Raw genomic sequence first — 13757 nt, 5'->3', positions numbered from 1 at the left:
ATTCTCAAATAGAATTCGCCGCTATTAACGGTTGGTCGCGCTGAGAAGCGCCGGTTCAGGTGAGGTTGTCGTGTTCAAGAACGTGTTGTTCCAGTTGCATTGGCTGTTCGGCATCACCGCCGGCTTGGTGCTTGCCCTCATGGGCATCACCGGGGCGCTGTATTCCTTTCAGGAAGAAATCTCCACGGCGCTGAATCCGGAAGTGTTGCAGGTTCAGGTGCGCGAAAGTGGTGTGTTGCCGCCCGGCCAGTTGATGGAAAAACTGGAAAGCGCGGCAGGCATGAAAATCGCCGGCATGCGTGTGTACACGCTGGAGAACAAAGCGTCGCAGGTGTTCTTTGCGCCCAAGCCGGGCGAGCGTCGTGGGCCGATGCGTTATTTCGACCCCTACACCGGCGAGCTGCGCGGCGAGCCGGCTGAGCAAGGCGTTTTTCGACCTGATGTTCCAGCTGCACCGCTTCCTGGCGATGGGCGAATTCGGCAAGCAAATTACCGGCGCCTGTACGTTGATGCTGCTGTTTTTCTGTCTGTCCGGCTTGTACCTGCGCTGGCCGCGCAATGCGCTGAGCTGGCGGACGTGGCTGACGTTCGACTGGGCCAAGAAAGGCCGCGCCTTTAATTGGGATCTGCACGCCGTGGCCGGCACCTGGTGCCTGGTGTTTTATTTGCTCGCGGCGGTAACCGGGCTGACCTGGTCGTACCAGTGGTTCAACAATGGCGCCACGGCGTTGCTTGGCGGTGCGCCGGCGGGCCAGCAGGGCGGCAAGCCCGGTGGTGGCCGTGGCGAGCGCGGTGATCGGCGCGGCCCTCCGCAGCAAGCGGCCGAATCGGTGCCGGTCAACTATGACGCGCTGTGGTCGGCAGTAGTGGGCATCGCTGGCCCACAGCTTGCGATGTACAACTTGCGTCTTCCACAAGCGCCGAAGCAGCCGGTCACCGTGCTGTACCTGCTGGACGATTCGCCGCACGAGCGGGCGATGAACGAAATTCAGCTCGATGCCTCCACCGGCGCAGTGCGCAGCCAGAAGCGTTATGCCGATCAGCCTCTGGGCAAGCAACTGTTGACCAGCATTTACAGCCTGCACGTGGGCAGTTATTTCGGCCTGACCGGCCGCATTCTGATGACCGCCGCCAGCGTGACCATGCCGCTGTTCTTTATCACCGGCTGGCTGCTCTACCTCGACCGTCGTCGTAAAAAACGCCAGGTGCTGGCGGCTAGAAAAGGTGTGAGTGCGGGTTCCGGCCAGGGCGATAACTGGCTGATCGGTTTCGCCAGCCAGAGCGGCTTCGCCGAGCAACTGGCTTGGCAAAGCGCCGGGCAACTGCAAGCCGCTGGCCATGCCGTCAACGTGCAACCTCTGGCCAGCTTGAGTTCAAGTCACCTGCGCGAGGCGCGCCATGCGCTGTTTGTGGTCAGCACCTTTGGCGACGGCGAAGCGCCGGACAGCGCCCGTGGTTTCGAGCGCAAGCTGCTGGGGCAAACCCTCGGCCTGAGCGAATTGAAATACGCCGTGCTGGCCTTGGGTGATCGCCAGTACGCGCACTTTTGCGGTTTCGCCCATCGTCTGCAGCATTGGCTCAGCCACGAAGGCGGCGCTCAGCAATTTCCCACGGTTGAGGTCGACAACGGCGACGCTGCCGCGCTGCAACAGTGGCAACAGCACCTTGCGCAGCTGTCGGGCGGTTCGGTCGCCGCACCGTGGCAGGCGCCGTCCTACGGCAACTGGACCCTCACCGCGCGTGAACTGCTCAACCCAGGCAGCGCCGGCTCGCCGACTTACCTGCTCAGCCTGACGCCGCCCGATAGCCAGTCGGCGTGGCAAGCTGGCGACCTGGTCGAAGTGATGCCGCGCAATAGCGTCGCCGCTGTCGAGGCCTTCCTCGCCGGGCTGGGCATTGCCGCGACCACGCACGTGCAGGTTGGCGGCTTGCAGGAAACGCTGGCACAGGCCCTGGCCCATCGCCAACTGCCTGCGAGTCGTGGGCATTTGGTGGGCTTGCATGCCCAGGCATTGGTGGATGCCTTGGTGCCGATCACCGCGCGCGAATACTCGATTGCCTCGGTGGTAGAAGACGGCGCGCTGCAACTGCTGGTGCGGGTTGAAACCCATGTCGACGGCAGCTTCGGCCTTGGTTCGGGTTGGTTGTGCGTGCATGCCCAGGTGGGCGACAGCATCAGCCTGCGCCTGCGCCGCAACAGCGGTTTCCATCTACCGAGCGAGCCGCGTCCGTTGATTCTGCTGGGCAACGGCACCGGTTTGGCCGGGCTGCGCAGTTTGCTGAAAGCGCGCGTGGCTGAAGGCTTGACGCGCAATTGGCTGCTGTTTGGTGAGCGCAATGAGGCTCACGACTTCTTCTGCTGCGACGAGTTGCAGGGCTGGCTGGCGACGGGCGAGCTGGCGCGGTTGGACCTGGCGTTTTCTCGGGATCAGGCAGAAAAAATCTACGTGCAGCATCGCTTGCTGGACGCGGCCGACGCGCTTAAAGCGTGGGTGGAAGAGGGTGCGGCGATTTACGTGTGCGGCAGTTTGCTGGGCATGGCCGAAGGCGTGGACCAGGCGTTGCGCCAAGTGTTGGGCGATGAGCGCGTGGTGCAGCTGACCGAGGAAGGGCGCTACCGGCGTGACGTTTATTGATTGGCTTAAAAAGCATCGCGGCTAAAGCGGATCGCCGCCCGGCCGCTCCCACAGGTCTGCACCGTCCTGTGGGAGCGGCTTTAGCCGCGATGGGCTAGGGCCGCGCTTTCACCTCACAACCCGTTAATCACCTCGGCGTGGTGACACGCCACTTGCCGCGCATCGAGCAGGCGCAGTTGCGGCTCTTCGTTGATGCAGCGTTCGGTGGCGTGCGGGCAGCGTTTGTGGAAGGCGCAGCCGCTCGGTGGGGTTCAGCGGGTTGGGCAGTTCGCCGACGATTTTGATTTTCGGCTTGTCCGGGTCCGGGTGAATGGTCGGGGTCGCCGACAGCAGCGCCTGGGTGTAGGGGTGCAGAGGCTTGGCGTAAATCTTCTCTTTCGGGCCCATTTCCGCCGGCCGGCCGAGGTACATCACCAGCACGTCATCGGCCACGTGCTGAACCACAGCAAGGTTGTGCGAGATGAACACATACGCGGTGTTGAACTCGGCTTGCAGGTCCATAAACAGGTTCAGTACCTGCGCCTGAATCGACACATCGAGCGCCGATGTCGGTTCGTCTGCCACCAGCACTTTCGGGTTGAGCATCATCGCGCGGGCCAGGGCAATGCGTTGGCGCTGGCCGCCAGAGAACATGTGCGGATAGCGCTGGTAATGCTCAGGGCGCAAGCCGACCTGCTGCATCATCGCCTGCACTTTTTCCCGGCGTTCGCTGCGCGACAGGTTGGTATTAATCACCAGCGGCTCGGCCAACTGATCACCAATTTTCTGCCGTGGATTAAGCGAGGCGTAGGGGCTTTGGAAAACCATCTGCACGTCGCGGCGCAGCTGTTTGCGTTCGGCCTTGCTGGCGCCGTTCACTTCTTGTCCGCCAATTTGCAGCGAGCCGGAAGACGGTTCTTCGATCAGCGTCAGCGCGCGGGCCAGGGTCGATTTACCGCACCCGGATTCGCCCACCACGGCCAAGGTTTTGCCAGCTTCTAGTTCGAACGACACGCCGTTCAAAGCGCGCACGGTGGCGTGCGGTTGGAACAACCCACGGGAGACGTCGTAGTGGCGAGTAAGGTCGCGAGCCGTCAGTACTACGCTCATCGTGCGGGCTCCTGAATCTCTGGGTGGCTGGGGGCGGTGTTCTGGTTACGCGGGAAGAAGCAGCGCACTTCGCCCAGTTCGCTGGGGTCCAGGGCGGGGCGCAGGTCGCGGCATTTCTGTTGCACATACGGACAGCGCGGCGACAGCAGGCAGCCCACCGGCCGGTCGTAACGGCCCGGCACGATGCCGGGCAAGGTGGCCAGGCGTTTGGCGCCTTGGCTGTGTTCCGGAATTGCGGCCAGCAGCGCTTCGGTATACGGGTGCGCCGGGGCGTCGAACAAGGCCGGCACCTGGCCGACTTCCACCGCTTGCCCGGCGTACATCACGCACACGCGGTTGGCGGTTTCTGCCACTACCGCCAGGTCGTGGGTGATCAGTACCAACGCCATGTCTTTGTCCCGTTGCAGGTCGAGCAACAGGTCCATGATTTGCGCCTGAATGGTCACGTCTAGCGCGGTGGTGGGTTCGTCGGCGATCAGCAGTTTCGGCTCGCCGGCAATCGCCATGGCAATTGCCACGCGCTGGCTCATGCCACCGGAAAGCTGATGCGGGTAGGCGTTCAAGCGGCTCGCGGCGCCCGGAATTTCCACCCGTTCGAGCAGCTCCAAGGCGCGTTGGCGTGCGGCTTTGCCAGACAGGCCCAAGTGCTGACGAATCACTTCTTCAATTTGAAAACCCACGGTGTAGCTGGGGTTCAGGGCGGTCATGGGGTCTTGGAAGACCATGGCCAGGTCTTTGCCGATGATCTTGCGGCGCTGGCGGCTTTTCAGCGTCAGCATGTCGTGGCCATCGAAGTTCAGGGCGTCGGCCTTGATGATGCCGGGCGCGTCGATCAGGCCCATCAGCGCCATCATGGTCACCGATTTGCCGGAACCCGACTCGCCGACAATCGCCAGCACTTCGCCTTTTTCCACGCTCAGGTCGAGGCCGTCGACCACCGGTACGGCATTGGCGTCGCCGAAGCGCACGCTCAGGTTTTTGATATTCAGCAGGCTCATTACGGGCTCCTCAAATGGCGTTCTTGAGTTTCGGGTCGAGCGCATCGCGCAACCCATCGCCCATCAAGTTGATTGCCAGCACGCTGAGCAAAATGGTCAGGCCCGGCAGGCTCACAACCCACCACGCGCGTTCGATGTAGTCGCGCGCCGAGGCCAGCATGGTGCCCCACTCAGGCGTTGGCGGTTGCACGCCCAAGCCGAGGAAGCCCAAGGCGGCGGCGTCGAGAATTGCCGAAGAAAAGCTCAGGGTCGCCTGCACAATCAGCGGCGCCATGCAGTTGGGCAGCACGGTGACAAACATCAGGCGGAACAGGCCGGCACCGGCCAGGCGCGCGGCCGTCACGTAGTCACGGTTCAGCTCGCCCATCACCGCCGCGCGGGTCAGGCGCACGTAGGAGGGCAGCGACACCACGGCAATCGCGATCACGGTGTTGATCAGGCCAGGGCCGAGAATGGCGACAATCGCCACCGCCAGCAGCAGCGAGGGCAGGGCGAGCATCACGTCCATCACACGCATGATGGTCGGGCCGAGAATGCGCGGGAAGAAACCGCCCACCAGGCCAAGGAAAATGCCCGGAATCAGCGACATCAGTACCGAGGCCAAGCCGATGAGCAGCGACAAACGCGCGCCGTGAATCAGCCGCGACAGCAGATCGCGCCCCAGTTCATCGGTGCCCAGCAGAAATTGGCTGTGGCCTTCAGCCACCCAGGCCGGCGGCGTGAGCAGGAAGTCACGGTATTGCTCACTCGGGTCGTGGGGCGCCACCCACGGCGCGAACAGTGCGCAGAACACAATTAGCAGCATAAACAGCAGGCCCGCCACAGCGCCTTTGTTGCGGGCGAAGTGCTGCCAGAATTCTTTCATTGGCGAGGGGTACAGGGTGCTCGGGTCGGCCAGTGCCGGCGCAGGAGACGGTGCGTTGGTGGTCATGTTCAGGCCTCCCTTAACGTTGATGGCGAATGCGTGGGTTGGCCAGGCCGTAGAGGATATCCACCACGAAGTTGACCAGAATCACCAGGCAGGCGATCAGCAAAATGCCGTTCTGCACCACCGGATAGTCACGCGCGCCAATCGATTCGATCAGCCACTTGCCGATGCCCGGCCAGGAGAAAATGGTTTCAGTCAGCACAGCACCGGCCAACAGCGCGCCGATTTGCAGGCCGAATACGGTGAGTACCGGAATCAAGGCATTGCGCAGGCCGTGGACAAAAATCACTCGAGTCGGCGACAGGCCTTTGGCCCGCGCGGTGCGCACGTAGTCTTCGCGCAGCACTTCGAGCATGGCCGAGCGGGTCATGCGCGCGATCACGGCCAAGGGAATGGTGCCCAACACGATGGCGGGCAGAATCAGGTGGCGCAGGGCGTCGAGAAAGGCGCCTTCTTCATCGCTGAGCAGGGTGTCGATCAGCATGAAGCCGGTGACGGGTTCGATGTCGTAGAGCAGGTCGATGCGCCCTGACACGGGCGTCCAGCCCAGCCACACGGAGAAGAACATGATCAGCAGCAGGCCCCACCAGAAAATCGGCATGGAATAACCCGCCAGCGAAATGCCCATCACCCCATGGTCAAACAGCGAGCCGCGCTTGAGCGCGGCGATCACTCCCGCCAACAACCCCAGCGTGCCCGCGAACAGCAAGGCCGCCAGCGACAGCTCCAGAGTGGCCGGAAACAGGGTGAGGAATTCGTGCCACACGCTTTCACGCGTGCGCAGCGACTCGCCCAGATTGCCCTGCGCCAGATCGCCGATGTAGTTCAGGTATTGCTCGTAGAGCGGCTTGTTCAGGCCCAGACGCTCCAAGGCTTCGGCGTGCATCTGTGGGTCTACGCGGCGTTCACCCATCATCACTTCCACGGGGTCGCCGGGAATCAGGCGAATCAGGGAGAAGGTCAGCAAGGTGATGCCAAAGAACGTGGGGATCAGTAACCCCAATCGTCGGGCAATGAAAGTGAACATCGCGGGGCGGTACTCCTGGTCTGGTGCAACTCATCAGCCGGTTAGGCATACCTGGCAGCGCTATGGGTCAACGGCGCCGGGCGTTTTTTATGGCTTCGCGTGGGTGTGCGCGAGGCTGTTATGGGTCAGCGGGTGGGTAGTGGTGCCCGTGACGGTGGTGTTCGTGTTGACTCGTTTCGTTTTCGGGGCCTAAGTGGGTTGCTGCGGCGATCCTCATACGTCCCCTCTCCCGCTTGCGGGGAGAGGGGCTAGGGAGAGGGCTAGGGAGAGGGCAGAAATTTGCCGTTCACGCTGTGGGTTGGGCTGATATCCAGCCCCCTCTCCCCAACCCTCTCCCCGCTGGGGCGAGGGGGCTAAATGCGTTGCTACGTCTTCCTCGGTCGGCTCCCTCTCCGGCCTGCGGGGAGAGGGTTAGGGAGAGGGCGGACGTTTCGCGAACTATTGAGCCCAACCTCTTGCGCAGGTTCAGTCTCCGCGCGACCCCAGGCGAAAAGGGCGCGTATTTTTCTCGCATTCGCCAACCCGTGCAACACAGCATAGGCGCTGGCTGACGGCCGGCCTCGGTGTCGGCGCGCAGGTTTGTAGGCTCATTCTGCAAAAGCACGGCGCTGCACCTTGGCGAAGTTGTTCGAGCCCATGGGGCTTAGCACAAAGCCCTGCACGTCACGGCGGATTACGCTGAATTGTTTCGGATGGGCCAGCGAAATCCACGGTGCCTGCTGGTGAAAAATCCCAAGCGCCTGACGGTACAGTTCAGCACGCTGCGCCTGGTCACTGTTGAGTCGAGCCTGGGTAATCAGCGCGTCGAATTCGGCGTTGCACCAACCGGCCTGGTTCTCGCCAGAAGCGGGCGGCGGCGCAGGAGAGGTTGGGCGTCAGGAAGTTGTCCGGGTCGCCGTTGTCGCCGGCCCAGCCCATGAAAATCAGGTCGTGCTCGCCATTCTTGGCGCGCTTGAGCAGCTCGCCCCATTCGTACACGCGAATGGTGGCCTTGATGCCGAGCTGGGCCAGGTCGTTTTGCAGTAACTGAGCGCCGATACCGGGGTTGGGGTTGGTCGGGCCGCCGCCAGGACGGGTCCAGATGGTCAGTGCAAAACCGTCGCCATGCCCGGCTTCTTTCAATAACTGCTTGGCTCGCTGCACGTCGTGCGGCCAGTCTTTGATAGTCGGGTCGCTGCCCCACAGCGTCGGCGGATAGGGCGCTACTGCCGGGGAGGCGCCGCCTTCGCCGAATTGGGCGCGCACATACACAGCTTTGTCGAACGCCAGGTTGATGGCCTGGCGCACACGCACATCGTCCAGCGGCGGGTGACGGGTGTTGATACCGACATAGGCGGTCAACAATGAATCAAGCTCCAGCACCTTGAGGTCCGGCTCGGCGCGCAGGGCGGGAATGTCGGTAGGGCGCGGATACACAGCCACCTGGCAATCATTGGCCTTCAGCCGTTGCAGGCGCACGTTCGGGTCGGGGGTGATGGCGAAGATCAGGCGCGTCAGCACTGGCGCGCCGTCCCAATAGTCGGGGTTGCTGCGAAAGCGGATCTGCGCGTCTTTGCTGTAGCGCTCGAACACAAACGGGCCGGTGCCGATGGGCTGTTGGTTCAGCTGTTCCGTGTTACCACTGGCCAGCAATTGCGCGGCGTATTCGGCGCTGTAAATGGAGGCAAAACCCATGGCCAGGTCGGCCAGAAAGGGCGCTTCGGCGTGGTTAAGGGTAAACACCACGGTGTGAGCATCCGGCGCTTCGATGCGTGCGATCAGCGCGGCCATGCCCATGGCTTCGGCATAGGGAAAGCCGCGGGTGGCCAGCTTGTGCCACGGATGCGTTGGGTCCAACTGACGCTGAAAACTCCAGAGCACATCCTCGGCATTAAATTCTCGGGTCGGCGTAAACGCCTTGTTGCGGTGAAACTTCACCCCGGCTCGCAGGTGAAAGGTGTAGGTCAGACCGTCTTGGGAAATCTCCCAGCTTTCAGCCAGACCTGGGACGAGTTCAGTGCTGCCCGGTTTGAAATTGACCAAGCGATTGAACACGGTTTCTGACGATGCATCGGCCGTGGTCGCGGCCGTGTACTGCACGATGTCGAACCCTTCCGGGCTGGCTTCGGTGCAGACCACCAAGGACTGTTCAGGCGCTGCAAAAGCAGCAGGTGCCAAAAGACCGGCCGCTAGCAGCAGCGCCCTGAAAAAATGGGTATTTTTCGCAGTCTTCAAACAAGCGCCTCTGCAATCGAGACCGTCCGGCGCGATGCCGGACGGTCGACGCGATAGCTATTTCTCTACGCTGACGCCGTAGAAGGAGTTAAGCGCGAACGGGCTGATCTTGAAGTCCTTCACGCTTTTGCGCATCGGCTGGTAAACCGTGGAGTGGGCGATGGGAGTGATCGGCACCTGTGCTTTCAGCACCTGCTGAGCTTGCTTGTACAGCTCGGTGCGTTTGGCTTGGTCGGTGGTGCGTTTGGCGGCTACAACCAGCTTGTCGTAGTCCTGGTCACACCATTTGGAGAAGTTGTTGCCTTCTACCGCGTCGCAGCTGTAGAGGGTGCCCATCCAGTTATCGGGGTCACCATTGTCGCCGCTCCAGCCGATCAACATGATGTCGTGCTCGCCGCCTTTGGCGCGCTTCATGTACTCGCCCCATTCGTAGCTGACGATCTTGGCCTTGATGCCAATTTTGGCCCAGTCGGCTTGCAGCATTTCAGCCATCAGCTTGGCGTTGGGGTTGTACGGGCGCTGTACCGGCATGGCCCACAGGGTGAACTCGGTGCCCTCTGCTACGCCGGCTTCTTTAAGCAGCGCCTTGGCTCTTTCCGGATCGAAGGCCGGGTCTTTGATGCTGTTGTCGTAAGACCATTGGGTCGGCGGCATGCCATTGGTGGCGAGCTGGCCGGCGCTTTGGTACACGGCATCGATGATGCCTTTCTTGTTCACTGCCATATCCAGCGCCTGACGCACTTTCAATTGCTCGAACGGTTTGTGCTGCACGTTGTACGCGATGTAGCCGAGGTTGAAGCCCGCTTGTTCTGGCAGCACCAGGTTGGGGTCTTTCTTCAGCGATTCCAGATCAGCCGGACGCGGGTTCAGGGTGATCTGGCACTCGTTGGCCTTGAGCTTTTGCATGCGCACCGAGGCGTCGGTGACGATGGAGAAGATCAGGTTGTCGATCTTCACGTCTTCCGGCTTCCAGTAATCCTTGTTGGCCGTGTAACGAATCTGCGCGTCTTTCTGATAACGCTTGAACACGAACGGACCCGTGCCTACAGGCTTCTGGTTGATGTCCGAAGCTTTGCCGTCTTTGAGCAACTTGTCGGCGTACTCGGCGGAGAGGATGTCGGCGAAGCTCATGGCCAGGTTTTGAATGAACGCTGCATCGACCGCCGCGAGGGTGAACTTCACGGTTTTAGCGTCGATTTTCTCGACCTTGGTGATGTTGGTGTCCATGCCCATATCGGTGAAATATGGGAACTCGGTGGGGTAGGCCTTACGGAACGGATGGTCTTTATTGAGCATGCGTTCGAAGGTGAACAGCACGTCGTCGGCGTTGAATTCGCGGGTCGGCTTGAAGTACTCGGTGGTGTGGAACTTCACGCCGTCGCGCAGGTGAAAGGTGTAGGTGAGGCCGTCTTCCGACACTTCCCAGCTGGTCGCCAGGCCGGGCTCTACAGCGGTGCCGCCGCGCTCGAATTGAGTCAAGCGGTTAAACATGGTTTCGGCCGCCGCATCGAACTCGGTGCCGGTGGTGTACTGCGCGGCATCGAAGCCAGCGGGGCTGCCTTCAGAACAAAACACCAGGGTGCTGGCGGCGTGGGCGAAAGGAGCGCTGGTCAGCAATCCGCTTGCAAGTAACAAAGGAAGGGCAACTTTCTTTTGCATGGTGGCCTCAGGTTGTTGTCGTTTTTTGCGAGTTCGGCCTTCAGATCGTGAGCGACCGAGTGGCTGGAAAGTATGCAGGGCACATGCCCACTGCAAGCTGCATAGGTCAAAGAGTGTAGAAGCTGTGGCGGGATCGTCTGAGGATGTCGCGTTTTTATAAGTGTTAGGGAAAGTGACCGGGCGGTCGGGGGAGGGCGCGGCGGTGGCGGGTGGGGCGAGTGCTTCGAAAAGGAGCACGGGGGTGGGGCGTAGAGCATCGCGGCTAATCGGATCGCCGCGATGCAGGCTTGCGGGTAGCTTCGAGTTACTGCATCTGCACTTCAATCACGCCATCTGCCGCCACGGTCACTTCGCTGGTGCCGGCTTCAATTTCCTGCGGCGCCGCTGATTTGCTCATGCTGGACATCGCCTCCATGCGCATCGGCCGGATTGGTTGGAAGCCAGCGCTGTTGAGGTTCAGGCTCACCAGTTTGTAGCTCTTGCCGCCCACGGCTGCGGTGGCGATGTCGGCGCGTGCTTTGAAGGCTGCGACGGCTTCTTTGAGCAATTCGTCTTCGCTCTTTTTGCGCGTGGCGTTGGAGATGGCGAAGTCCATGCTGGCGACTTTCAGGTCTTTCAGCAGGTCGGCGGTGAGGGTGGACAGGGCGGCGAAGTCGCTGCTTTCCAGGCGAATTTCGCCGCGCTCACGCCAGCCGGTGATTTTCTGGCCGTCGTTATCGTAGATCGGGTAGCTGTTGCGGCTGCCGAGTTTCACCGTCACGCCTTTGGCTTGGCGGGCGCGTTCCACGGCGATGTTGAGGGTTTCACTGGTGGCAGCGGCGAGCTTGGCCGGGTCACTGTTTTGCGCTTCGGTGTAGAGCGTGACGTTCATCAGGTCGTGCGGCACGTCCTGATTGACTTCGGCGCGCAGGGAAACCTGGTTGTAACGCGCCTCATCGGCATGGCTGGGCAGCGCCGTGAGGGTGGCGGCACTGAGGGCGATGGCAGCGGTAAGGCGGCTGAGCGAAGACATGCAAACTCCTTATGGGCACAGGGCAGGATCACGCGGTTCAGACTGTAGCGGCAGGGGCGGGTTCCGTCACGGTGCCGCTCGCGCAGGAGCGACCTTTGTCGCGAATTCTGCGTGGAACGCTGAAAATCACGTTTGCAGGGTTCGCCAGCAAGCTGGCTCCTACGGGTGCTGTCTTGAATGGCGTTGCGACGGGTTGCCGCAGTTGGCACGGTTTGTCGCACTGCTGGTTATACTCGCCCGTCGTTTGTGGCTCTCATCAGGAGCGCTCATGCTCGCCCCCGTGTTGTTGCTTTCCGCCAGCCGCCAGAACCTGTGGCGCTTGAGCCTGATCCGCGTGCTGGTGCTGGCCGCGCAGGCCACTTCGGTGGGCGTCGCCTACCTGCTCGACCTCTTGCCACTGCCGTGGCTGCCTCTGTGTTTGACCCTCGTCTGTTCGGCCGTGCTGTGTTGCCTCACCGCCTTACGGTTGCGTGGGCCATGGCCGGTGACCGAGCTGGAATATGCCGGGCAACTGGCGTGCGACCTGCTGATTCACAGCGTATTGCTGTACTACTCCGGCGGCTCGACCAACCCCTTCGTTTCCTATTACCTGGTGCCGCTGACCATCGCCGCCGCTACCTTGCCGTGGCTGTATTCCATGGTGCTCAGCGGCCTGGCATTGAGCGGCTACACCGCGTTGCTGATTTGGTATCACCCGCTGCACCTGCATGGCGTGCAGCACGAGGCCATGTTGATCAGCCTGCACCTGTTTGGCATGTGGCTGAACTTCGCGCTGTCGGCGGCGTTTATTACCTTCTTCGTGGTGAAAATGGCCGGGGCGGTGCGGCGTCAGGTGCAGTTGCAGGCCGAGCGCCGTGAAGAAAGCATGCGCGACCAACAACTGCTCGCAGTGGCCACGCAAGCAGCCGGCGCCGCGCACGAGCTGGGCACGCCGCTGGCGACCATGAGTGTGTTGATCAAAGAGCTGCGCCGCGAGCATCCCGATCCGCTGCTGCAGGAAGACCTGGCCGTGCTGCAAGAGCAAGTGAGCCTGTGCAAAGACACCTTGCAGCAACTGGTACGCGCCGCCGAGGCCGACCGCCGCCTGACCGTGGAAGAGCAGTCGGTGGCCAGTTGGCTGGAAACCACGCTTAACCGCTGGCACCTGATGCGCCCCGAGGCCACCTACCGTTATCAGATTCTCGGCATTGGCGCGGTGCCGCGTCTGGCGCCGCCGCCAGACCTCACCCAAGCCCTCCTCAACCTGCTGAACAACGCCGCCGACGCGTGCGCCGACAAGCTCGACATTCGCGTGGATTGGAACGTGCTGGAAATGTGCATCAGCATTCGCGACCACGGCGCCGGCGTGCCGCTGGCCATTGCCGAGCAGTTGGGCAAACCCTTTATCACCACCAAAGGCAAAGGCTTTGGCCTGGGTCTGTTCCTGAGCCAGGCCAGCGTCACGCGGGCTGGCGGTTCGGTGAAACTCTACAATCATGAAGACGGCGGCACGCTTACCGAGCTGCGCCTGCCTCGTCAGCCAAGCTGAACCGGAGAAGCCAATGAGCGAAGAAACCCCCATCGAAGGCGAAGAACAACCGCATCTGCTGCTGGTCGATGACGACGAAACCTTCACCCGCGTGATGGCTCGTGCCATGAGCCGTCGAGGTTTGCGCGTGTCGATTGCCGGCTCCGCCGAAGCTGGCCTGGCGTTGGCCGAGCAGGATATTCCCGACTACGCCGTGCTCGACCTGAAAATGGAAGGCGACTCCGGGCTGGTGCTGCTGCCCAAATTGCTCGCGCTGGACACCGAAATGCGCGTGGTGATTCTCACCGGTTATTCCAGCATCGCCACCGCCGTGGAAGCGATCAAACGCGGCGCCTGCAATTACCTGTGCAAGCCCGCCGACGCCGATGATGTGCTGACGGCGCTGGTGTCCGAACATGCCGACTTGTCGACGCTGGTGCCGGAAAACCCGATGTCGGTGGACCGCCTGCAGTGGGAACACATCCAGCGCGTATTGGGCGAACACGACGGCAATATCTCCGCCACCGCGCGTGCGTTGGGCATGCACCGTCGGACGTTGCAGCGCAAATTGCAGAAGCGTCCGGTACGTCGCTGAACTGGCCGCGAGACAGGCTATCCAAGGGGGCTGGAAACGGTCTTAATCAGCGCCCCCACATGCAGTAAAGCGCCTGGTTAGGCGCTTTTTTT

Annotated in this window: 7 protein-coding genes and 3 pseudogenes; 3 read left to right on the top strand and 7 right to left on the bottom strand. The window is 61.8% G+C overall.

What is annotated here, in order from left to right:
• The first annotated feature begins 70 nt into the window (after positions 1-70).
• Positions 71-2636, top strand: a pseudogene (locus tag ACZZZP_RS18935) (PepSY domain-containing protein).
• 113 nt (positions 2637-2749) lie between these two features.
• Here the strand turns inward: ACZZZP_RS18935 and ACZZZP_RS18930 are convergent.
• The 7 genes and pseudogenes from ACZZZP_RS18930 to ACZZZP_RS18900 form a co-directional block, all read right to left on the bottom strand.
• Positions 2750-3725 (bottom strand): annotated as a pseudogene (locus ACZZZP_RS18930) (peptide ABC transporter ATP-binding protein).
• Positions 3722-4723, bottom strand: a complete 1002-nt coding sequence (locus tag ACZZZP_RS18925) for an ABC transporter ATP-binding protein (RefSeq protein ID WP_463383736.1) — start codon at positions 4721-4723, stop codon at positions 3722-3724. Before ACZZZP_RS18925 ends, ACZZZP_RS18930 begins: the two are co-directional and overlap by 4 nt.
• A 10-nt stretch (positions 4724-4733) precedes the next feature.
• The gene (locus tag ACZZZP_RS18920; RefSeq protein ID WP_122494399.1) at positions 4734-5654 is read right to left on the bottom strand and encodes an ABC transporter permease subunit; all 921 of its coding nucleotides are present in this window, start codon (positions 5652-5654) and stop codon (positions 4734-4736) included.
• Between the two features lie 13 nt (positions 5655-5667).
• The gene (locus tag ACZZZP_RS18915; protein WP_122452379.1) at positions 5668-6678 is read right to left on the bottom strand and encodes an ABC transporter permease subunit; all 1011 of its coding nucleotides are present in this window, start codon (positions 6676-6678) and stop codon (positions 5668-5670) included.
• Positions 6679-7265: 587 nt separating this feature from the next.
• Positions 7266-8856: pseudogene (locus ACZZZP_RS18910) on the bottom strand (ABC transporter substrate-binding protein).
• Between the two features lie 93 nt (positions 8857-8949).
• A complete protein-coding gene (locus tag ACZZZP_RS18905; RefSeq protein WP_463383735.1) occupies positions 8950-10551 on the bottom strand; it encodes an ABC transporter substrate-binding protein in 1602 nt (533 codons plus the stop codon).
• 304 nt (positions 10552-10855) lie between these two features.
• A complete protein-coding gene (locus ACZZZP_RS18900; RefSeq protein WP_122494393.1) occupies positions 10856-11563 on the bottom strand; it encodes an SIMPL domain-containing protein in 708 nt (235 codons plus the stop codon).
• Between the two features lie 268 nt (positions 11564-11831).
• Between ACZZZP_RS18900 and ACZZZP_RS18895 the strand changes: the two genes are divergently transcribed.
• A complete protein-coding gene (locus ACZZZP_RS18895) occupies positions 11832-13091 on the top strand; it encodes an ATP-binding protein (RefSeq protein WP_122494391.1) in 1260 nt (419 codons plus the stop codon).
• Between the two features lie 13 nt (positions 13092-13104).
• Positions 13105-13665, top strand: coding sequence for a response regulator transcription factor (locus ACZZZP_RS18890; protein ID WP_122494389.1), 561 nt, complete (start codon positions 13105-13107; stop codon positions 13663-13665).
• The last annotated feature ends 92 nt before the right edge of the window (positions 13666-13757 follow it).

Source organism: Pseudomonas sp. AC211, from assembly GCF_979258055.1.
Note: the sequence above shows the minus strand (reverse complement) of the source record. Positions and strands in the feature narration are given on the sequence as shown.

Excerpts from the sequence above, each read along its gene's own strand:
- ACZZZP_RS18925 (WP_463383736.1), bottom strand. The coding sequence starts at position 4,723 with ATGAGCCTGCTGAATATCAAAAACCTGAGCGTGCGCTTCGGCGACGCC.
- ACZZZP_RS18920 (WP_122494399.1), bottom strand. The coding sequence starts at position 5,654 with ATGACCACCAACGCACCGTCTCCTGCGCCGGCACTGGCCGACCCGAGC.
- ACZZZP_RS18915 (WP_122452379.1), bottom strand. The coding sequence starts at position 6,678 with ATGTTCACTTTCATTGCCCGACGATTGGGGTTACTGATCCCCACGTTC.
- ACZZZP_RS18905 (WP_463383735.1), bottom strand. The coding sequence starts at position 10,551 with ATGCAAAAGAAAGTTGCCCTTCCTTTGTTACTTGCAAGCGGATTGCTG.
- ACZZZP_RS18900 (WP_122494393.1), bottom strand. The coding sequence starts at position 11,563 with ATGTCTTCGCTCAGCCGCCTTACCGCTGCCATCGCCCTCAGTGCCGCC.
- ACZZZP_RS18895 (WP_122494391.1), top strand. The coding sequence starts at position 11,832 with ATGCTCGCCCCCGTGTTGTTGCTTTCCGCCAGCCGCCAGAACCTGTGG.
- ACZZZP_RS18890 (WP_122494389.1), top strand. The coding sequence starts at position 13,105 with ATGAGCGAAGAAACCCCCATCGAAGGCGAAGAACAACCGCATCTGCTG.